Annotated in this window: 19 protein-coding genes and 1 pseudogene; 16 read left to right on the forward strand and 4 right to left on the reverse strand. The window is 69.8% G+C overall.

The features are described from left to right. Window positions 1–29: 29 nt before the first annotated feature. A complete protein-coding gene (locus HWX58_RS03595) occupies window positions 30–971 on the reverse strand; it encodes a Ppx/GppA phosphatase family protein (protein WP_175985686.1) in 942 nt (313 codons plus the stop codon). Between the two features lie 35 nt (window positions 972–1,006). Between HWX58_RS03595 and coaA the strand changes: the two genes are divergently transcribed. The 3 genes from coaA to glmS all read left to right on the forward strand — a co-directional run bounded on the left by coaA (window position 1,007) and on the right by glmS (window position 5,243). After that, window positions 1,007–1,960 (forward strand): type I pantothenate kinase, encoded by a 954-nt coding sequence (coaA, locus tag HWX58_RS03600; protein ID WP_175985687.1) that lies wholly within the window; start codon window positions 1,007–1,009, stop codon window positions 1,958–1,960. A 22-nt stretch (window positions 1,961–1,982) separates the two neighbouring features. Further along, window positions 1,983–3,176: an L-2-hydroxyglutarate dehydrogenase gene (lhgD, locus tag HWX58_RS03605; protein ID WP_175985688.1), complete on the forward strand. Its 1,194-nt coding sequence runs from the start codon at window positions 1,983–1,985 to the stop codon at window positions 3,174–3,176. A 222-nt stretch (window positions 3,177–3,398) separates the two neighbouring features. After that, window positions 3,399–5,243 carry a glutamine--fructose-6-phosphate transaminase (isomerizing) gene (glmS, locus tag HWX58_RS03610; RefSeq protein WP_175985689.1) on the forward strand — a complete coding sequence of 615 codons (1,845 nt, stop codon included), beginning with the start codon at window positions 3,399–3,401 and terminating at the stop codon, window positions 5,241–5,243. Between the two features lie 142 nt (window positions 5,244–5,385). On the opposite strand, the gene HWX58_RS03615 is transcribed toward glmS, so the two are convergent. Beyond that, the gene (locus HWX58_RS03615; protein WP_175985690.1) at window positions 5,386–6,213 is read right to left on the reverse strand and encodes a type IV toxin-antitoxin system AbiEi family antitoxin domain-containing protein; all 828 of its coding nucleotides are present in this window, start codon (window positions 6,211–6,213) and stop codon (window positions 5,386–5,388) included. A 230-nt stretch (window positions 6,214–6,443) separates the two neighbouring features. On the opposite strand from HWX58_RS03615, the gene HWX58_RS03620 reads away from it, so the two are divergent. The 5 genes from HWX58_RS03620 to tsaE are packed head-to-tail and all read left to right on the forward strand — an operon-like array spanning window position 6,444 to window position 9,311. After that, entirely contained in the window at window positions 6,444–6,854 is a 411-nt protein-coding gene (locus HWX58_RS03620) for an ArsR/SmtB family transcription factor (RefSeq protein WP_175985691.1), read from the forward strand. Continuing rightward, complete coding sequence (locus tag HWX58_RS03625; protein ID WP_175985692.1) at window positions 6,851–7,357, forward strand: SRPBCC family protein; 507 nt, start codon at window positions 6,851–6,853, stop codon at window positions 7,355–7,357. Before HWX58_RS03620 ends, HWX58_RS03625 begins: the two co-directional genes overlap by 4 nt. Window positions 7,358–7,366: 9 nt before the next feature. Then, complete coding sequence (locus HWX58_RS03630; protein WP_175985693.1) at window positions 7,367–7,732, forward strand: holo-ACP synthase; 366 nt, start codon at window positions 7,367–7,369, stop codon at window positions 7,730–7,732. After that, a complete protein-coding gene (alr, locus tag HWX58_RS03635) occupies window positions 7,729–8,829 on the forward strand; it encodes an alanine racemase (RefSeq protein WP_175985694.1) in 1,101 nt (366 codons plus the stop codon). The genes HWX58_RS03630 and alr overlap by 4 nt, the downstream gene beginning before the upstream one ends. Then, window positions 8,826–9,311 (forward strand): tRNA (adenosine(37)-N6)-threonylcarbamoyltransferase complex ATPase subunit type 1 TsaE, encoded by a 486-nt coding sequence (gene tsaE, locus HWX58_RS03640; RefSeq protein WP_175985695.1) that lies wholly within the window; start codon window positions 8,826–8,828, stop codon window positions 9,309–9,311. The genes alr and tsaE overlap by 4 nt, the downstream gene beginning before the upstream one ends. A 219-nt stretch (window positions 9,312–9,530) precedes the next feature. On the opposite strand, the gene HWX58_RS03645 is transcribed toward tsaE, so the two are convergent. After that, window positions 9,531–10,493 (reverse strand): arsenic resistance protein, encoded by a 963-nt coding sequence (locus HWX58_RS03645; RefSeq protein WP_175985696.1) that lies wholly within the window; start codon window positions 10,491–10,493, stop codon window positions 9,531–9,533. Between the two features lie 47 nt (window positions 10,494–10,540). Here HWX58_RS03645 and tsaB point away from each other — a divergent pair, with 47 nt between their 5' ends. The 5 genes and pseudogenes from tsaB to HWX58_RS03670 all read left to right on the forward strand — a co-directional run bounded on the left by tsaB (window position 10,541) and on the right by HWX58_RS03670 (window position 14,476). Then, a complete protein-coding gene (tsaB, locus tag HWX58_RS03650; protein ID WP_175985697.1) occupies window positions 10,541–11,155 on the forward strand; it encodes a tRNA (adenosine(37)-N6)-threonylcarbamoyltransferase complex dimerization subunit type 1 TsaB in 615 nt (204 codons plus the stop codon). Continuing rightward, window positions 11,155–11,598: a ribosomal protein S18-alanine N-acetyltransferase gene (gene rimI, locus HWX58_RS03655; RefSeq protein ID WP_175985698.1), complete on the forward strand. Its 444-nt coding sequence runs from the start codon at window positions 11,155–11,157 to the stop codon at window positions 11,596–11,598. The genes tsaB and rimI overlap by 1 nt, the downstream gene beginning before the upstream one ends. Beyond that, a pseudogene (gene tsaD, locus HWX58_RS03660) lies at window positions 11,595–12,688 on the forward strand (tRNA (adenosine(37)-N6)-threonylcarbamoyltransferase complex transferase subunit TsaD). The gene rimI and the pseudogene tsaD overlap by 4 nt, the downstream one beginning before the upstream one ends. Next, window positions 12,685–13,233 carry a hypothetical protein gene (locus tag HWX58_RS03665; RefSeq protein ID WP_175985699.1) on the forward strand — a complete coding sequence of 183 codons (549 nt, stop codon included), beginning with the start codon at window positions 12,685–12,687 and terminating at the stop codon, window positions 13,231–13,233. The pseudogene tsaD and the gene HWX58_RS03665 overlap by 4 nt, the downstream one beginning before the upstream one ends. Window positions 13,234–13,237: 4 nt before the next feature. Next, window positions 13,238–14,476: a flagellar basal body-associated FliL family protein gene (locus tag HWX58_RS03670; protein ID WP_175985700.1), complete on the forward strand. Its 1,239-nt coding sequence runs from the start codon at window positions 13,238–13,240 to the stop codon at window positions 14,474–14,476. 3 nt (window positions 14,477–14,479) lie between these two features. Here the strand turns inward: HWX58_RS03670 and HWX58_RS03675 are convergent, their stop codons facing one another. Next, window positions 14,480–15,739: a class I SAM-dependent methyltransferase gene (locus tag HWX58_RS03675; protein WP_175985701.1), complete on the reverse strand. Its 1,260-nt coding sequence runs from the start codon at window positions 15,737–15,739 to the stop codon at window positions 14,480–14,482. A gap of 130 nt (window positions 15,740–15,869) precedes the next feature. On the opposite strand from HWX58_RS03675, the gene groES reads away from it, so the two are divergent. The 3 genes from groES (at window position 15,870) to HWX58_RS03690 (ending at window position 18,562) form a co-directional block, all read left to right on the forward strand. Continuing rightward, window positions 15,870–16,166 carry a co-chaperone GroES gene (groES, locus tag HWX58_RS03680; RefSeq protein WP_017203655.1) on the forward strand — a complete coding sequence of 99 codons (297 nt, stop codon included), beginning with the start codon at window positions 15,870–15,872 and terminating at the stop codon, window positions 16,164–16,166. Window positions 16,167–16,258: 92 nt separating this feature from the next. After that, window positions 16,259–17,176, forward strand: coding sequence for an EamA family transporter RarD (gene rarD / locus HWX58_RS03685; RefSeq protein ID WP_175985702.1), 918 nt, complete (start codon window positions 16,259–16,261; stop codon window positions 17,174–17,176). Window positions 17,177–17,299: 123 nt separating this feature from the next. After that, on the forward strand, window positions 17,300–18,562 hold the full coding sequence (locus HWX58_RS03690) for an ABC transporter substrate-binding protein (protein ID WP_175985703.1): 1,263 nt from the start codon (window positions 17,300–17,302) through the stop codon (window positions 18,560–18,562). The last annotated feature ends 61 nt before the right edge of the window (window positions 18,563–18,623 follow it).

The following is an 18,623-nucleotide window of genomic DNA, read 5'->3' on the forward strand; positions in this document are numbered from 1 at the left end:
GGGGGGGTCCGGTGGCGAGCCGCACCCGGTCAGATCCCGGAGCCACCCCAGGTCATCGACTCGGTGTAGCGGAGCATGACGCCCTCGCGCAGCGCCCAGGGCGACACCTCGATCTCATCGATGTCGAGCATCTTCATCGCCGTGTGCAGCACGACGGCGGCCGCGACGATCTGGAACGTGCGGTCGGGCGTGATGCCCGGAAGCTCCTGACGGGCCGATGCCGGAATCCGCGCGAGCCGCGGAATCCACGACTTCAGCGAGGCCCGCGACATCACCGTCCGGTCGAAGCCGAGCCCCGAGACTTCGCGCCCTGCGAGGTTCGCGAGCGACCGGATCGCCTTCGACGACCCCACCATGTGATCCGGCGACGGCAACGCGTTCAGCCGCGCCGCCACCGGCGCCAGTACCTCTCGGGCGTGCGCGCGCAGCAGCTCCACGGCATCCTCGCCGGGCGGGTCGTCCGGCAGGAACTGCACCGTCATGCGTCCGGCGCCCAGCGGCACGGAGGCTGCGACCTCGGGCAACTCATCACCGCCTGCGGCGAACTCGAACGAACCGCCGCCGATGTCGAGCAGCAGGATGCGCCCGGCATCCCACCCGAACCAGCGCCGCACCGCGAGGAACGTCAATTCCGCCTCCTGCTCGCCGGTCAGCACCTGCAGCGGCTGACCCAGCGCCCGCTCGATGCGAGCGATGACCTCTTCGCCGTTGAGCGCCTCGCGCACCGCGCTGGTCGCGGTCGCCAGCAGCGTCTCGACGCGCTCGGCCTCGGCGATCCCGCGGGCCCTGGTGACGGCATCCTCGAGGGCGCGGACGCCCTCCTCGCTGATCGCGCCCGCAGGCGTCAGGAAGCGCATGAGCCGCACCACCGATCGGTCGCTCGTCGTCGCGAGAGGTCTGCCGCCGGGGCGAGCATCCGCCGCGAGCAGGTGGACGGTGTTCGACCCGATGTCGAGGATTCCCAAGCGCACGGCAAGAGACTACTGTCCGCGGCGCTGTCGATACGATGGTTGCCGTGACCGCCGCCGAATCCACCACGCCACTGTCGCCGTACCGCGAGATCGGACGTGCGGAGTGGGCGCGACTGGCCGCGGGCCTGGACCAGCCGCTCAGCGAGACCGAGGTCGTCGAACTGCGCGGCATCGGCGACCGGCTCGACCTCACCGAGGTGCGCGAGGTCTACCTGCCGCTGAGTCGCCTGCTCAGCCTCTATGCCACGGCCACCAAGCAGCTCGGTGCCGCGACGAGCGCGTTCCTCGATGAAGAGGACGTCACGACGCCCTTCGTCGTCGGCGTCGCCGGATCCGTCGCCGTGGGCAAATCGACCATCGCGCGACTGCTGCGCGAGCTCATGAGCCGCTGGCCGGGGACGCCCCGCGTCGAGCTCGTCACCACCGACGGATTCCTCTATCCGAACGCCGAGCTCGAGCGCCGCGGGCTCATGGACCGCAAGGGCTTCCCCGAGTCGTACGACCGGCGCGCGCTACTGGAGTTCCTGACCGAGGTGAAGTCGGGTGCGGCCGAGGTGCACGCCCCGTTCTACTCGCACATGCGATACGACATCATCCCCGACGCCAGAGTCGTCGTGCGCCGACCGGATGTCGTCATCGTCGAGGGTCTGAACGTGCTGCAGCCGCCGCCCGCACCGAACGACGTCGCCGTCAGCGACCTGTTCGACTTCTCCGTGTACGTCGACGCCGACCCGACCCACATCGAGAAGTGGTACGTCGACCGGTTCCTCGCCCTGCGGAAGGGTGCCTTCAGCAACCCGTCGTCGTACTTCAACGTGTTCGCGCATCTCACCGACGACGAGGCCGTGGCCACCGCGCTCGGATACTGGCGCGACATCAACATGCCGAACCTCATCGAGAACGTGATGCCCACCAGGCACCGGGCGACGCTCGTTCTGAACAAGGGCGCCGACCACAACGTCGAGAGCGTGCTGCTGCGCAAGCTCTGATCTCCGTGAGTATGCTCACCGCATGGGGACAGGGGGGAAGCGAACAGGGGTCATCGGCGGCGGCATCGTCGGCATCGCGCTCGCGCGGGCGCTGGCCCAGCGCGGCGACGAGGTCACGGTGCTCGAGAAGGAGTCCAGGCTCGCCGCGCACCAGACCGGGCACAACTCCGGCGTCGTGCACGCCGGTCTCTACTACGCGCCCGGATCCCTGAAGGCGACGCTGTGCGCCGCCGGCCGCGCGCAGCTGCGCGAGTTCTGCCAGGAGAAGCAGTTGCCGTACCGCGAGGTCGGCAAGCTCGTCATCGCCGTGGATGAGACCGAGATCGCAGCGCTCGACGAGATCGAACGCCGCTCCCGTGCTAACGGAGTGCCCGACCTCGAGCGCATCGACCACCGGGGCCGGATCGGCGAGATCGAGCCCCACGCGTACGGGGTGGCGGCCGTGCACTCACCGCGCACCGCGGTCGTGGACTACGCCGCGATCGCCGAGGCGATGGCTCAGGATGTGCGCAGCGCCGGCGGCAGCATCCTGCTCGGCCACGAGGTGACGGCCTTGACGGCGTCGACGGACCGCGCGCAGGTCCGCACGGCGGCATCCGACCACGAGTTCGACCGCGTCGTCGTCTGCGCCGGGCTGCAGTCCGACATCGCCGCGCGTCTGGTCGGAGCGGATCCGTCGCCGAAGATCCTGCCCTTCCGCGGCGAGTACTGGTCGCTGCGACCCGAGCGCACCGGGCTCGTGCGCGGGATGATCTACCCCGTGCCCGACCCGCGGTTCCCGTTCCTCGGCGTGCACTTCACCCGCGGCGTCTACGACGACGTCCATGTCGGGCCGAACGCGGTGCCGGCTCTGGCCCGCGAGGGGTACAGCTGGGGGCGGATCTCGATCCGCGACACGTGGGAATCGCTGCGCTGGCCGGGCGCCGGACCTCTCGCCCGCAGGCACTGGCGCATGGGCGTGGACGAGGTCAGCGCCTCCATCCTCAAGCCGCGCTACTTCCGCAAGGCGCAGCGGTTCATCCCCGAGCTGACGATGGGCGATCTGCGCCGCAGCGGGGCTGCCGGCGTCCGCGCGCAGGCATGGGGGAGGGACGGCGAGCTCCTCGACGACTTCGCGATCGACCGCGTGGGCGCCGTGATGCTCGTGCGCAATGCGCCCTCGCCCGCGGCGACGAGTTCGCTCGCGATCGCCGACCACCTGATCGCGCAGCTCTAGCCGCTGCAGGAGGGGTCGCAAATTGTTGCTCGCGCGCGCACTTGGCGACCAACTGCGACCCCTGTCGCGGCGGGGGCAGGCGCGCCGGGTCCGAGAGGGCGCATATGGTTGCTTCGGCGCGGCTCAGGCGACCATATGCGACCCCTGGCGCGGAGCTCAGCATCCACAGCAGACGGATATTGTTCGGAACCCTCGCAAAATCAACCGCTTATCCTTGACCTCATGTGTGGAATCGTCGGATACGTGGGCCCGCGCCCCAGCCAGGACATCCTTATCGCCGGCCTCGCCCGCCTCGAGTACCGCGGTTATGATTCCGCCGGAATCGCCGTCATCGATGGCGACGGCAACCTCGGGATGCGCAAGAAGGCCGGCAAACTCGCCGTGCTGCGCGACTCGCTCGAGGATGCTCCGCTCGGACAGGGCACCACGGGCATCGGCCACACGCGCTGGGCGACCCACGGCGGGCCGACCGACCTCAACGCGCACCCGCATCTCGCCGACGACGGCAAGCTCGCCGTCATCCACAACGGCATCATCGAGAACTTCGCGCCGCTGCGCGATGAGCTCGTCGCAGAGGGTGTCGAGTTCCTCAGCGAGACGGACACCGAGGTCGCGGCGGCCCTCCTCGGCCGTGAGTATCGCAGCAACGGCGGCGACCTGCAGGCTGCTTTCCAGGCTGTCGTGAACCGCCTCGAGGGCGCGTTCACGTTGCTCGCCATGCACCAGGACACCCCCGGCCTCGTCGTCGGCGCCCGCCGCAACTCGCCGCTGGTGATCGGGCTCGGCGAGGGCGAGAACTTCCTCGGATCCGACGTCGCCGCCTTCGTCGAGCACACCCGCAAGGCGCTCGCGATCGGCCAGGACCAGATCGTCGCGATCACGCCGGATGCCGTCACCGTGACCGACTTCGCCGGCACACCGGTCGAAGCCGAGCCGTTCGACGTGTCGTGGGATGCCGCCGCCGCCGAGAAGGGCGGATGGGCCTCGTTCATGGCCAAGGAGGTCGCCGAGCAGCCCGAGGCCGTCGCGAACACGATCCGCGGCCGTGTGCAGGACGGCGAGGTCGTCATCCCCGAACTCGACGGGCTGGACGACCTCTTCGTCGGCATCAACCGCGTGATCATCACCGCCTGCGGCACAGCATCCTACGCGGCCCTCGTCGGCAAGTACGCGATCGAGCAGTGGGCCCGCGTCGCGACCGACGTCGAGCTCGCGCACGAGTTCCGCTACCGCGACCCGGTGATCGGCGACGACACGCTCGTCATCTCGATCAGCCAGTCCGGCGAGACCATGGACACCCTCATGGCCGTCAAGTACGCCCGCGAGCGCGGCGCCCGCACGCTGTCGATCTGCAACACGCAGGGCGCGACGATCCCGCGAGAATCGGATGCCGTCGTCTACACCCACGCAGGACCCGAGGTCGCCGTGGCATCCACCAAGGCGTTCTCGGCGCAGATCACCGCGCTCCTGCTGCTCGGCCTGCACATGGGGCGCGTGCGCTCGGTGCTCACCGACACGGCGGCTGTCGCCGAGCTCGCCTCTCTGCCGGAGAAGATCGCCAGCGTGCTCGAGAAGGAGAACGACCACGTCACCCAGCTCGCGAACTGGATGGCCGACACCCGCTCGGTGCTCTTCCTCGGCCGCCACGTCGGTTACCCGATCGCCCTCGAGGGTGCGCTGAAACTCAAGGAGATCTCGTACATCCACGCCGAGGGCTTCGCCGCCGGCGAGCTCAAGCACGGCCCGATCGCGCTCATCGAGCCCGGCCAGCCGGTCTTCGTCATCGTGCCGTCGCCGCGTCACTCGGCGCTCATCCACTCCAAGGTCGTCTCGAACATCCAGGAGATCCGCGCTCGGGGTGCCCGTGTGATCGTGGTCGCCGAAGAAGGGGATGCCGCCGTCCTGCCGTTCGCGGACGAGGTCATCCACATCCCGCTCGCCGGCGCCATGTTCGAGCCCGTGCTCGCGGTCGTGCCGCTGCAGATCTTCGCGATGGCGCTCGCGACCGCGAAGGGCCTGGACGTCGACCAGCCCCGCAACCTCGCGAAGTCCGTCACTGTCGAGTAGACCTCGGGCCGACACACGTGTCGGTCCGGATCACGAATGCATGGCCGGATCGGCGATCTGGGCTGACCGTTGTGATCGGGACTGACAAGTGTCGACGAGGAAGGGCTGAGGGCAGCCGGATGCCGGACACGAGCGAGCCGGCTCAGTCCCGTGCTCGCTCCAGCGCCGGCAGGATGGCTGCGATCACCGTGCTCCAGTCGTGCACGATCATCGCGTAGTCGAACCGCAGCGTCTCGTACCCGAGCGCGGATGCCGCGGCGTCGCGCATCAGATCCTTGTGGCGCATGTTGCCGTCATGATTGAGCTTGCCGTCCACCTCGAAGATCAAGCGCCCTCCGATGACGAAGTCCACCCGGCCCACTCCCTCGATCCGCACCTGAGAGTCCAGGCGGATGCCGAGCAGATGCAGGCGCAGTCGGAGCAGAGACTCCAGGCCGCTGTCCGCGTCGCCGCGGGCGAGGTCGAGCAGCCAGCCGGCACTCTTCGGCAGCTCGCGCCGGATGCGGTCGCGGTCGCTCGCTGTGATGAGACGCAGTCTCCAGGCCGACTCGTATGCGGCGAAGAACGTCTCGTGATCGGCGCAGCGGTACAGATGCACCAGCGCCTGGGGCGCGGGAGCCAATCCGAGCCCAGCCGTCCCCGGAGTGTAGTGCGCCACGCACTCGCACCTTCCATGGTGCTTTCGGCCTGCTGCGCCCATCCAGACATGGATCTCGTCGTTCGGATCGGGCAGGATCCATACGCCGTGAGCACGGAGCGCCGCGGCGCACGTGAGCGCACCCCCGTGCTCGGCGGCGCTGATGATCCGAGGATCGAGCCAGGGAAGGGCGTAGACGCCCTGGCGGATGCGGCGTACGGTACCGGCGCGGGCCGCCTGAGCCAACTGCGTCCGCGTGGATCCGTAGGTCTGCAGCAGCGCGCCTCGCGCGATGCCGCCGAATCGAGCGAGGAGCTGGTCGGGTTTCAGCATCCGCACACTCTGCCCGAACGCGGCGTCATGCCGGAGCCGGAAAGGGCGAATGTGGATGCATCGGAGAGGACCGGCATCTGTGCAGAACGAGTCGTGCGGGCGGCATCCGCACATCTGTCAGCCCGGATCGCACCTGTCGGTCTGGATCCGCGATCTGGCCCGACAGGTGTGATCTGGACTGACGCTTGTCGATGGTCGATCGTATAAGACAAGTGTTATATGATCGAGCCGTGCATGAGTTCGAGGTGCTGGCGGATGCCGTGCGGCGGCGGCTGCTCGCCGTGCTCGCGCTGGGGGAGCAGTCCGCCGGCATCCTGACGGACATCGCTCGCACCGAGTTCGGCATCTCTCAGCCCGCCGTGTCGCAGCACCTGAAGGTGCTGCGTGAGAACGGCTTCGCGACCGTGCGGCCCGACGGACCTCGCCGCATCTACGCCCTCGACCCTGCGGGGCCGGATGCCGCGGCACGAGCTCTCGAGGCGCTGCGCGCGCCTCTGGCGCAGCGCCTCGACGCGCTGCACACCGAGGTCGCCCGCGGTCAGCGCGAGGCGAAGCGAGCCGCCGGAGCAGCGCAGCGGGCGGAGCATCCGGATCGGGAGCATCCGGATCGGGACCATCCAGAGAACAGGAGTGCATCATGACGATCCACAGCCCCACCATCGAACGGCACGGCGACGGCTTCCGTCTCGTCTACGACGAGGTCTACGCGACAGGCGTCGACGACCTCTGGGAGGCGATCACCACCCGCGACCGCCTCGCGCGCTGGATGGCCGACTACACCGGAGACCTGCGCGAGGGCGGCACATGGGCCGTCGCGGCCGAGGGCGACGAGGAGCCGTGGGCGACGGGAACGATCGCATCGTGCGATGCGCCGCGGTCGTTCACGACGACCTGGCACGCGACCGGCGAGGAGCCCACCGAGCTCACCGTGACGCTCGAGGAGGCAGACGGCGGCGCGCGCATGCGGCTCGTGCACACCGGCATCCGCTCGATCTTCTACGGAGCCGGATGGCAGACCTACCTCGAACGGCTCGACGCCGAGGTTGGGGGCGAGCCGATCCCGCAGGACTGGGACGCCCGCTTCGCCGAACTGTCGCCCGAGTACGAGAAGCGGTTCGGAAACCTCTGGACAGAGCGCCGGTAGGCTGGGACGGTGATCATCGGGACCGGCATCGACCTCGTCGACATCCCGCGGTTCGAGCGCACCATGTCCCGCACACCGCGGTTGATGGAGCGCCTGTTCGCGCCGACCGAGCGCGAGCTGCGCCTGCCGTCGCTCGCCGCGCGCTACGCCGCCAAGGAGGCGCTCATCAAGGCGCTCGGCGGTTCCGACGGCGTGCACTGGACCGAGATCGAGATCGGCTCCGAGGAATCGGGGAAGCCGTACTTCCGCCTCACGGGCACGACCGCCGACGTCATCGAGCAGCGCGGCATCACGGCCCTGCACCTGACCATGTCGCACGACGCCGGCCTCGCCACGGCCATGGTGATCGCTGAGCGGATCGTGGGCACCGCATGAGCGCACCGCTGCGTGAGGCGACGATCGAGATGGATGCGATCACCGACAACACCCGGCACATCCGCAAGCTCACCGGTGCCCAGGTCATCGCCGTCGTCAAGGCGAACGCCTACGGGCACGGGGCCACGGCATCCGCTGTCGCGGCGCTCGCGGGCGGGGCGACCAGACTCGGCGTCGCCGAGATCGCCGAGGGACTCGAACTGCGTCGCGCCGGCATCACCGCCCCCGTGATCGCCTGGCTGCACGAGCCCGGGCAGAGCTTCGACCTCGCCGCCGCGAACCGCATCGAACTCGGGATCTCATCGTTCGACCAGCTCGAGGCGGCCGGTGCCGTCGCGGGCGGAGACGTCGCGGTGCACCTCAAGCTCGAGACGGGCCTCTCGCGCAACGGCATCGCACCGAGCGACTGGGGTCGGGTCTTCGCGGAGGCCGCGCGGCTCGAGCGCATCGGACACATCCGTGTCGTGGGCCTGTTCAGCCACCTCTCCAACACCTCGCCCGCCGACGATCGCGCAGCTCTCGCCCGGTTCGAGGAGGGCACGGCGGCCGCGGCATCCGCCGGCATCCGTCCCGAGATCCGCCACATCGCCGCCACAGCCGCCGCGATCGACCTGCCCGAGACCCGACTGGATGCTGTGCGCATCGGCATCGGGCTGTACGGGCTCTCGCCGTTCGACGACCGCTCGTCCGCCGAGCTGGGCCTGCGCCCGGCCATGACGCTCCGCGGCGCCGTCGCCGCCGTGCGCCGCGTTCCTGCGGGCACGGGCGTCTCGTACGGCTACGACCACCGCACGAACCGCGACACGACCCTCGCCCTCGTGCCGCTCGGATACGCCGACGGCATCCCCCGGCAGGCATCCGGACGCGGCCCTGTCGTCATCGGCGGCCGCCGGCACACGGTCGCCGGCCGCATCGCCATGGACCAGTTCGTCGTCGACGTCGGCGACTCCGCCGTGTCGGTGGGCGACGAGGTCGTGCTGTTCGGCGACCCGACGCTCGGCGCTCCCTCGGCGACCGAGTGGGCGAACGCGGCGAGCACGATCAACTACGAGATCGTCACCCGGATCGGCAACCGCGTGCCGCGGAGGAGCGCATGAGCGTCGACCCCGCCTTCCTCGGCCGGCGCGAGATCGCCACGTCCGACGAGATGGAGCGCCTCGGGTTCGTGATCGGCGAGCAGCTGACCGCGGGCGACCTGCTCGTGCTGACCGGGCCGCTCGGAGCGGGGAAGACGACGTTCACCCGCGGGCTAGCCGAGGGCCTCGGCGTGCGCGGCCCCGTGCAGAGCCCGACGTTCGTGATCGCACGCACGCATCCGTCGCTCGTCGGCCGGGCGCCGCTCGTGCACGTCGACGCGTACCGTCTGGGATCGGCCGCCGAGCTCGACGACCTCGACGTCGACTTCGCCCGCTCGGTCGTCGTGATCGAGTGGGGGCGCGAGATGGCGCCGGCGATCGCTGACGCCTGGTGGGACATCGAGATCGAGCGACCCGTCGGCGGCGCCGAGGACATCGCGGACGAGGACCTGGATGCCGACGCCGCCCGCATCGTCACGATCGAGCGCGTCGCGGCGCACTGACGAGCTTCGACCCATCCGCGGCTCGCTCACGCCGTTTCGGCTCGCGCAGCGGTTCCTGAGCGAGCGGAGCGAGTCGAAGGGCGCTCCACGCCCCGTAGGCCGTCGTTGCGCGCGGGCTCAGAGCGCCGGAGGCGAAACGGGCTGAGCGAGCGCAGCGGGTCGAAGCCGGCAGCGACCGACTGCCGGGCCCACAGCGTTAGCGGCGGTGGATGATGCGCGTCAGCGGCGCCGCAGGATAGCCGGCACGAGACGGACGAGGACGACCATCGCGACGAGCTCCACGAGGGTCTGCGTCACCACCGCCAGCGGCGCGAGGTCGAACGTCGCGGGGAGCGCGAGCACGAGGGGCAGCACCACGAGCGAGTTGCGGGTGACGCCGCTGAAGACGACCGCTGTGCGCGCCGGCACGTCGAGCCTCGCGATGCGCCCGGCAAGAGCCCCGATGGGCACCATGAGGACGGCGAAGAGGACGTAGACGAGGACGGCCAGGGCCAGGGACCCGATGCGCGCACCGACGGCGGCGAGCTGCGAGGCGACGACGAGCGCGAGGGTCAGCATCATCAGCGGCACCATGGCGCCCGAGACGACCGATTGCGTCGCCGACCCCCAGTGGGTGCGCGCTGCGGCGAGCTGGGTGAGGCCGGCTGCGGCCAACGGCACGACGATGAGCAGCACGAACGCCTCGGCGAACGGGGCGAGATCGATGCGCTGCACGAACTCCGGTCCGACGAACAGCCACAGCTGCAGCGGAAGCAGCAGCATCTGCGCGACCATGAGCAGCGCTGCGGCCGCGAGCAGCCGGTCCTTCGCGCCGCCGGCGATGCCCGTGAACGCGATCACGTAGTCGATGCACGGCGTCAGCAGCACGAAGAGCACGCCGACCAGCAGCACCCGGTCGTGCGCGACGATCCGGGAGAGCGCCCAGACGACGACCGGCACGACGACGAAGTTCAGGACCAGGACGGTCGCGAGGAAGCGCCCGTCGCGCAGCGCCTGCCCGATGCGCGCGAACGGCACGCCGAGGAACGTCGCGTACAGCAGGACGCCGAGCGCCGGAGTGATGGCGAGCTCCGCAGGACCGGCGAGGGCGGGCGCGAGAAGGCCGGCGCCGGCGCCCACCACGAGCGCGGCGACGTACAGCAGCACCTGATGCCGCTCCATCCACTCGACGCTCGTCCGCACAGAACCATCCTCGCAGCGGGGGCGCGAACCGCGACTACCCTGGAGAGGTGATCCTCGCCGTCGACACCTCCCTGGGTTCGGCCGTCGCCCTCATCGATTCCGACGGCTCGCTGCGCGCCCGTGCCGCCAGCCCCGATCCGCTCGGCCATGCCGAGGTCATCGGCGGGCTCCTCGAGCAGGTCCTCGCGGATGCCGGGGAGATCACGGCGGTCGTCGCCGGGATGGGCCCCGGGCCCTTCACGGGGCTGCGGATCGGCATCGCCACCGCCCGCGCGTTCGCCCTCGGGCGCGGCATCCCGGTGATCGCGGTGCCCAGCCATCTCGGGGCCGCCCTGTCGGTCCTCGAGGACGACGCACCCGATTCGCCGTTCGCGATCGTCACCGACGCGCGCCGCCGCGAGGTCGCGATCTCCGTCTTCGACGGGCTGGATCCCGACGGCATCCCGAACCTCGTCGAGCCCACCGTGCTCGTTCCCGCGGCCGACGCCGAGGCGCGGCTGGGCGGCATCCGATCGTTCGAGGTGGCCGAGCTCGACGCCGCGGACCTCGCCCGCGTCGGACTCCGCGCCGCTGCCGCCGGACGCGAGCTCACCGGTCCCGAGCCCCTGTACCTCCGCCAGCCGGACGTCACGGTGCCCGGCGCTCCGAAGCGGGTGAGCTGATGACCATGCGCACCGCGACCCCGGCCGACCTCGACGCGATCATGGCGATCGAGAACGCCTCCTTCCCGTCCGACGCGTGGAGCAGCGAGTCCATGGCGGCCGAGCTCGCGACCCCGTACAGCCACTACCTCGTCGACGAGGAGGACGGCGCCGTCATCGGGTACGCGGGGCTCCGGTCGATCCGCGGGAACGCGGATGCCGACATCCAGACCATCGCGCTCGCCGAGTCGCGCAGGGGAGAGGGCCGCGGCCGCGCGATGCTGCGTGCGCTTCTCGCCGAGGCATCCGCCCGCGGCGCCCGCGAGGTCTTCCTCGAGGTGCGGGCCGACAACCCATCCGCGGAGGGGCTGTACCGCTCGGAGGGGTTCGAGGAGATCGGCCGCCGCCCGCGCTACTACCAGCCCGATGACGTCGACGCGATCGTGATGAAGGTGAAGCTGTGACCGCCAACGAACCTCTCGTGCTCGGGATCGAGACGAGCTGCGACGAGACCGGCATCGGGATCGTCCGGGGCCGCACCCTGCTGTCGAACACGATCGCCTCGAGCATGGACGAGCACGCCCGCTACGGCGGTGTGGTGCCCGAGGTCGCCGCGCGAGCCCACCTCGAGGCTTTGCAGCCGGCGATCGAGGCGGCCCTCGCCGAGGCGCAGGTCTCGCTCGCCGACCTCGACGCGATCGCCGTCACCAGCGGTCCCGGCCTTGCGGGGGCCCTCATGGTGGGCGTCGGCGCGGCCAAGGGACTCGCGGTGTCGCTGAACAAGCCGCTGTACGCTGTCAACCATCTCGTCGGCCACATCGCCGCCGACATCGTGACGCCGGAGTCCGACCCGCTGGAGTACCCGACCATCGCCCTGCTCGTCTCGGGAGGGCACACCTCCCTGCTGCACGTGCGCGATCTCACGACCGACGTCGAACTGCTCGGCGAGACGATCGACGACGCGGCGGGGGAGGCGTTCGACAAGGTCGCCCGGCTCCTGTCGCTTCCGTACCCCGGCGGGCCCGAGATCGATCGCGCAGCCGTCGGCGGCGACCCGAAGGCGATCCGCTTCCCGCGCGGACTGTCCAAGGGCACCGACATGGCGAAGCACCGCTACGACTTCTCGTTCTCGGGCCTGAAGACCGCGGTCGCCCGCTGGGTGGAGCGCGCCGAGGCCGAGGGGGTGCACGTGCCGGTCGCCGATGTCGCCGCGAGCTTCCGCGAGGCCGTCGTCGACGTGCTCGTCACGAAGGCGCTGGCGGCCTGCGCCGATCGGGGGGTTACGCGGCGCTGCTGGGCGGGGGCGTCATCGCCAACAGGCGCCTGCGCGAGGTCGCTCTCGAGCGGGCCGCCGCCGCGGGGGTCACCGTGCGCATCCCGCCGCTCTCGCTCTGCACCGACAACGGCGCCATGATCGCAGCCCTCGCCGCCGACCTCATCGCGTCCGGACGCCGGCCGTCGACCCTCGCTTTCGGTGCTGACTCGACGCTGCCGGTCACCGAGATCCAGGTCGCCGAGCGCACCGAGGATGTCACCAGGGGGAGCGCCGCATGAGCGATCCGACGCAGCCCGATCCGCCGCCGCCCTCCGCTGCCGACCCCGCGCCTGCCGCTGCCGACCCCGCGCCCTCCGCTGCCGACCTCGCGCCTTCTGCTGCCGACCCTCGTGTCGAGGCGCCGAGCCCCGACGTCGAGCAGCCCGCCGACCGCACGAACGTTCCCGGGGCGCGGCGCAGCGAGTACACACGCATGCCGACCGGCCCTGTGGGCATCGAACCGGTCGTCGCAAGCGGACCGGCCGACACCGCCGGCATGCCCGCGGTGCAGTGGGCGCCGGCGGACGAGCCGGTGGTCGAGGACAACAGCCGCCTCGCGCCCTGGGCGCTCGTCGCGGCGATCGTGGCCCTCGTCGCGTCGTGGTTCGTCGGCTGGGGCATCCCGCTCGCGGTGATCGCCGTGATCGCGGCGATCATGTCGCTGCGCCGGCCCGTCGAGAGCAGGGCGATCGCGACGTGGGCGCTCGTGCTCGGGCTTGCCGCGACCATCTTCAGTCTCGGCTGGCTCATCTGGGCGGCCATGCAGTTCGAGCAGATCGGATAGCGCGATGACCGACTCCTCCGCAGAGCTGCGGATGCTGCGCGCCAAGGCCTACGGGCCGGGCGGAGAGCTGACGGACGCCGAGCTCGCGCGGTTGCAGGAGTTGGAGGGGCGGGCACGGGATGCTGCCGGGGAGGACGAGCGGCTTCGGCTCCCTGCGGTCGCTCAGCCCGTGGTTCCTGAGCCTGTCGAAGGGTCGTCTGCGGCGGCTGCGCCGCCTCCGCTCAACGACCCGCAAGACGGGGCTGCCGCAGCGGACGAATCGCGGGGACGCGACGCGGGGGATGACTTCAGCGGGTCGTTGAGCGAGCGAAGCGAGACGACCCTTCGACAGGCTCAGGGACCGACTGAGCAAGCGGAGCGCGCCGAAGCCTCCGACGATGCGGAAGCCTCGTCTGAAACCGAAGCGCCCTCACACCGCCGCCGCTGGCCTCTGATCGCGGCATCCGTCGTCGCGACCCTGGGGATCGGGTTCGGCATCGGCTGGGCGATCTGGGGGTGGGACGCGCAGTCCTTCATGCTCACCGCGGCGCACGGCGATGAGCGGGCCGAACTCGAGGAGCAGTTCGATCCCGGCACGGTCGTCGCCGTCGCCGAGCAGGACGGCATCGTCGTCTGGGTCGCCGAGCGCGCGGAGGAGGAACAGACCTGCGTGGTCGTCACGCTGCCCGGGCGCAGTTCGAGCGGATGCATGACCTATGACGAGGTGGCCGCGAACGGCTGGTGGCCGTCCACGTCGGTCACTGTTCCCGACGGGCAGGAGAACGCCGGAGAGACACTGATCGCCGCTGTGCTGCGCGGCGTCGACGGCCGGCTCGTCCCATACATCCAGTTGCAGCCCACGGTCGGCTACGACTGGGAGTCGCAGTACACCGATGCCGAGCTGGCACAGCTGCGGCAGCTCGAGGCCGAGGGCTACGACCCGCAGAACCTGAGCACCCTGGGCGCCGACGGCGACACGACCCTCTTCTACGAGTGGGATGCCAGCGGGTTGTGCGTCGTGGCGGTGCTGAGTGACGGGGTCACCGAGGCCTGCACGGAGGACGGCACAGGCGGGCTGACACTCAGTGCGACGGTCGACGGCATCCCGACGGAGTACGTCGTCACGCAGTCCGAGATGCGCGGTCCTCAGCTCACGATCTACAAGGGCGTCGACACGGAGTACTACTTCGGCAGCTCCGACGACCCGATGTTCGACGACTTCTTCACCGAGGAGCCGTCGATCGACGACAAGACCGGATCCTGACGGTCAGACCCGGTCGGCGATGATGGCCAGGCGCCGCGATCCGACGCGGGTCAGGATCAGCGTCGCCGTCCGGTCGCCGCGCAGCGCGAGCTTCTTCCGGAACGCGGCGGGGTCGATGTCCATCCCGCGTTTCTTGATCTCGAGCGTCCCGATATCGTGCGCCTTCAGCACCTGGCTGATCGCCTTAGGGTTCGCCGCGGTCACCTCGCGCACGCGGAACGACTGCACGAAGGGGCTCGTGACGGCGGCATCCCCGGTGAGATAGGCGATCTTCGGGTCGAGCATCCCGGCATCCAGGCTCCGAGCGACGTCGCCGATCAGACGTGCGCGGATGACGGCGCCGTCGGGCTCGTGCAGGAACGCGCCGAGCTCGCGGACTTCGGCGTCCTCGGCATCCGCCCCGGCGGTCATCTCGTGCGACTCGTCGCCGCGGATCACCAGCGCCGAGCGCCGCACGCCCTCGCGGGCGAGGATGCCGGACCACACCACCAGCTCGACCACGCTCCCGTCCGCCGACACCCACTGCGCCTCGGCATCCGCCGGCAGCGCATCCCGGTCATGGGCGGGGCCGAGCTTGATGCCGACGGGCATGCGCTGCGCCAGATCGAAGGCCCAGTCGAGCGAGGGGGAGTAGTCGGATGCCGCAACCCGCCTGGTCTCGCTGTGCCCGCTCGTCCTGCGGGCAGGATCGAGCCACACCGCCGTGCGCTCCCTTCGCAGAAGTGCGGCTTCTTCGGAGGAATTTGCGGAATTCGTGCGAGGTTCGTGCGATTCTGCGAAGTTCGCGCTCACGAAGTCCTCGGCCGTGCCGTGCTGGACCTCGGCGTCGGAGCCGAACGGGGCGAGGTTGTAGGCAGCGATGGCTGCGGTGACCTCGTCGGCGTCCACGGCTTGCACGCGCAGCCCTGCGCCCGCGAATGCGAGGGAGTCTCCGCCGATGCCGCAGCCCAGGTCGGCGACCTGCTCGATCCCCGCGCGGCGCATGCGGCCGGCGTGGCGGGCGGCGACCCCCAGACGCGTCGCCTGCTCGAGCCCGGCCCTCGTGAACAGCATCCGCTCGGCGAAACCGCCGAACTTCGATGCACCTTTCGTGCGCAGATGCGCCTGGCCGACGACGGCGGACACGAGATCGGGGGAGCGGCCCGCCTGCCGCAGTCGCGATACGGTCTGCGCGACCTCGGCGGTCGTGCCGATGGCCCCGACCTCGTCGAGGAGGCGAAGCCCCTCTGGGGTGAGCAGCGCGGTCAGCTCGGACATCTCCACCCGCCCAGCGTACGGGGTTGGCACTCGCATTGCATGAGTGCCAACCGAGCGCCTACACTGTGATTAGCACTCTCGGGTTGAGAGTGCGAACGAGTCTTTCGTGTCAGCGTCAAGAAAGAAGAGGTAGACCGTGTCGGTTTCCATCAAGCCGCTCGAGGACCGCATCGTCATCAAGCAGGTCGAGGCCGAGCAGACCACCGCGAGTGGCCTGGTCATCCCCGACACCGCCAAGGAGAAGCCCCAGGAGGGCGAGGTCGTGGCGGTCGGCCCCGGCCGCATCGATGACAACGGCAACCGCGTTCCGCTCGACGTCGCCGTCGGCGACCGCGTGCTCTACAGCAAGTACGGCGGCACCGAGGTGAAGTTCGGCGCAGACGAGTTCCTCGTCCTGTCGGCCCGCGACGTCCTCGCCGTCGTGGTCCGCTGACGCTCCGAGCGCAGCGAACACGCAGTTCCTCGAAGGTCCGGATGCCACGGCATCCGGACCTTCGTCGTTCCTGCGGCGGCTAGGGTGAATCTGTGAACCCGAATGCCGCTGCCAGAACACGCGCGGCGGGCGTCGCCTACGCCGGCGGCGCGTACGTTCTGTGGGGCGTTCTGCCGCTGTACTTCCTGCTGCTGGTGCCGACGGGCCCGTGGGAGATCGTGGCCGCACGCGTGCTGTTCTCGTTCGTGTTCTGCGTGCTGCTTCTGACATTCACGCGCGGGTGGCGCCGCATCCTCGCAATCGTGCGGCAGCCCCGTCTGCTGGGCGGGACGGCCCTGGCCGGCGTGCTCATCTACGTCAACTGGCAGGTGTTCCTGATCGGCACCCTCAGCGACCGGGTCGTCGAGACGGCGCTGGGCTACTTCATCAACCCGATCACCACCGTGCTGCTCGGCGTCTTCGTGCTGCACGAACGCATCCGCCGACTGCAGTGGGTCGCGATCGGCATCGCCGCGCTCGCCGTCGTCGTGATCATCCTCGCCTACGGATCGTTCCCGTGGATCGCCTTGTCGCTGACGGCGTCATTCGGCGTCTACGGGCTCATCAAGAAGAAGATCGGCCCGGCGGTGGATGCCGTGAGCGGTCTGACCCTGGAATCGCTCTGGCTCATCCCGATCGCTGTCGTGCAGCTCGTCATCGTGGCCCATACGACCGGGATCACCTTCGGCTCGGTCGGGGCCTGGCACACGGCGCTGCTGCTGTTCGCCGGCGTCGTCACCGCCGTGCCGCTGCTGCTGTTCGCCTCCGGCGCGCGGCGGATCGACCTGGCGATCATCGGGATGATCCAGTTCATCACCCCGATCATGCAGTTCCTCACCGGGGTGCTCATCCTGCACGAGCCGATGCCGCCGGAGCGCTGGATCGGCTTCATCATCGTGTGGGTCGCGGTCGGCGTATTCGTGGTCGATCTATTGCTCACACGACGCAGGCGTCCGCCGTTACCGATCTGAGACTGGACTGTTTCACACCGTTAACGCATCGCAACAATTCCGTGACTGTCTCACGGCTACGTTTGTGGAAACCGATCAGGCGCCCGAGTCTGATCGGGCCGACAGAAACAAGCAAGGAGCAGCATGAGCATCTTCTCAAGCTCGCGTGCACGCAGGGTCTACGGCACTGTCGCCGCAGTCGGTGCGAGCGCACTCATCCTGGCCGGGTGCTCTGGGGGAACGACCCCATCCGAGTCCTCCGCGCCTTCGGCCGACCGTGAGGACCTCACCCTCAGCATCGGCACCGTTCTGCCGCAGACGGGTGCGCTGAGCTACCTCGGTCCGCCCGAGGAAGCCGGTGTCGGACTCGCGACCGCCGAGATCAACGAGGCGGCCAAGGGCGTCACGGTCGAGGTCCAGTACGGTGACTCGGGTGACCCCGACAACAAGGCGTACGAGACCACGGTTCCCAAGCTGCTCGGTTCCGACGTCTCAGCGCTGATCGGAGCCGCCTCGTCCGGTGTCACGAAGCTGTTCCTCGACCAGGCAGTCAGCGCAGGGGTCATCACGTTCTCCCCCGCGAACACCTCGCCGGACTTCACGACGTGGGACGACGACAACCTGTACTGGCGCACAGCGCCCAGCGACCTGCTCCAGGGCGAAGTGCTCGGCAACCTGATCGCAGAGGACGGCAACCAGGCACTGGGCATCATCTACCTGAACGACGCGTACGGCACGGGCCTGGAGAAGGTCGTCAACGAGACCTTCACCGCCAGCGGCGGCGAGGTCGTCGCCAGCGAGTCGTACAACGCCGGTGACACCAACTTCAGCGCCCAGGTGTCGACCATCCTCGCCGCCAACCCCGACGCGATCGCGGTGATCGGCTTCGAGGAGACCTCGACCATCGTCCCCTCGTTCGTGAACAGCGGGTTCGACAGCTCGAAGTTCTACTTCGTCGACGGGAACATCTCGCAGTGGGGTGACGACATGCCGGTCTCCATCGAGGGCTCGAAGGGCACGCAGCCCGGCCCCGTCCTCGCGGATGACTTCCAGGAGCGCCTGAAGGCGCAGTGGCTGGAGCAGGGCGACGGCAACGAGCTCGTCGACTTCAACTACGCGGCCGAGTCGTACGACGCGACCGTGCTGCTCGCTCTCGCATCCCTCGCGGCGAACTCGACCGACCCGGCCGACATCGCCTCGAAGCTGCAGGAGGTCTCGGGCGGCTCCGGCGACGGCGAGAAGTGCGACTCGTTCGCCGACTGCGCCGACATCATCCTCGGCGGGGGCACCGCCGACTACGACGGATACTCCGGAGGCATCGGATTCGACGACGCCGGCGACCCGACGGAGGCGTCGATCGGCGTCTTCCAGTACGGTGCCGACAACACCCACACCCGCGTCAACTGATCGGGTGAACGAGAAGGCCCCGGGCGCGAGCCCGGGGTCTTCTCGTGTGCGCTGTGCGCAG

Source organism: Microbacterium tenebrionis, assembly GCF_903645325.1.
GTDB classification, from domain to species: domain Bacteria; phylum Actinomycetota; class Actinomycetes; order Actinomycetales; family Microbacteriaceae; genus Microbacterium; species Microbacterium tenebrionis.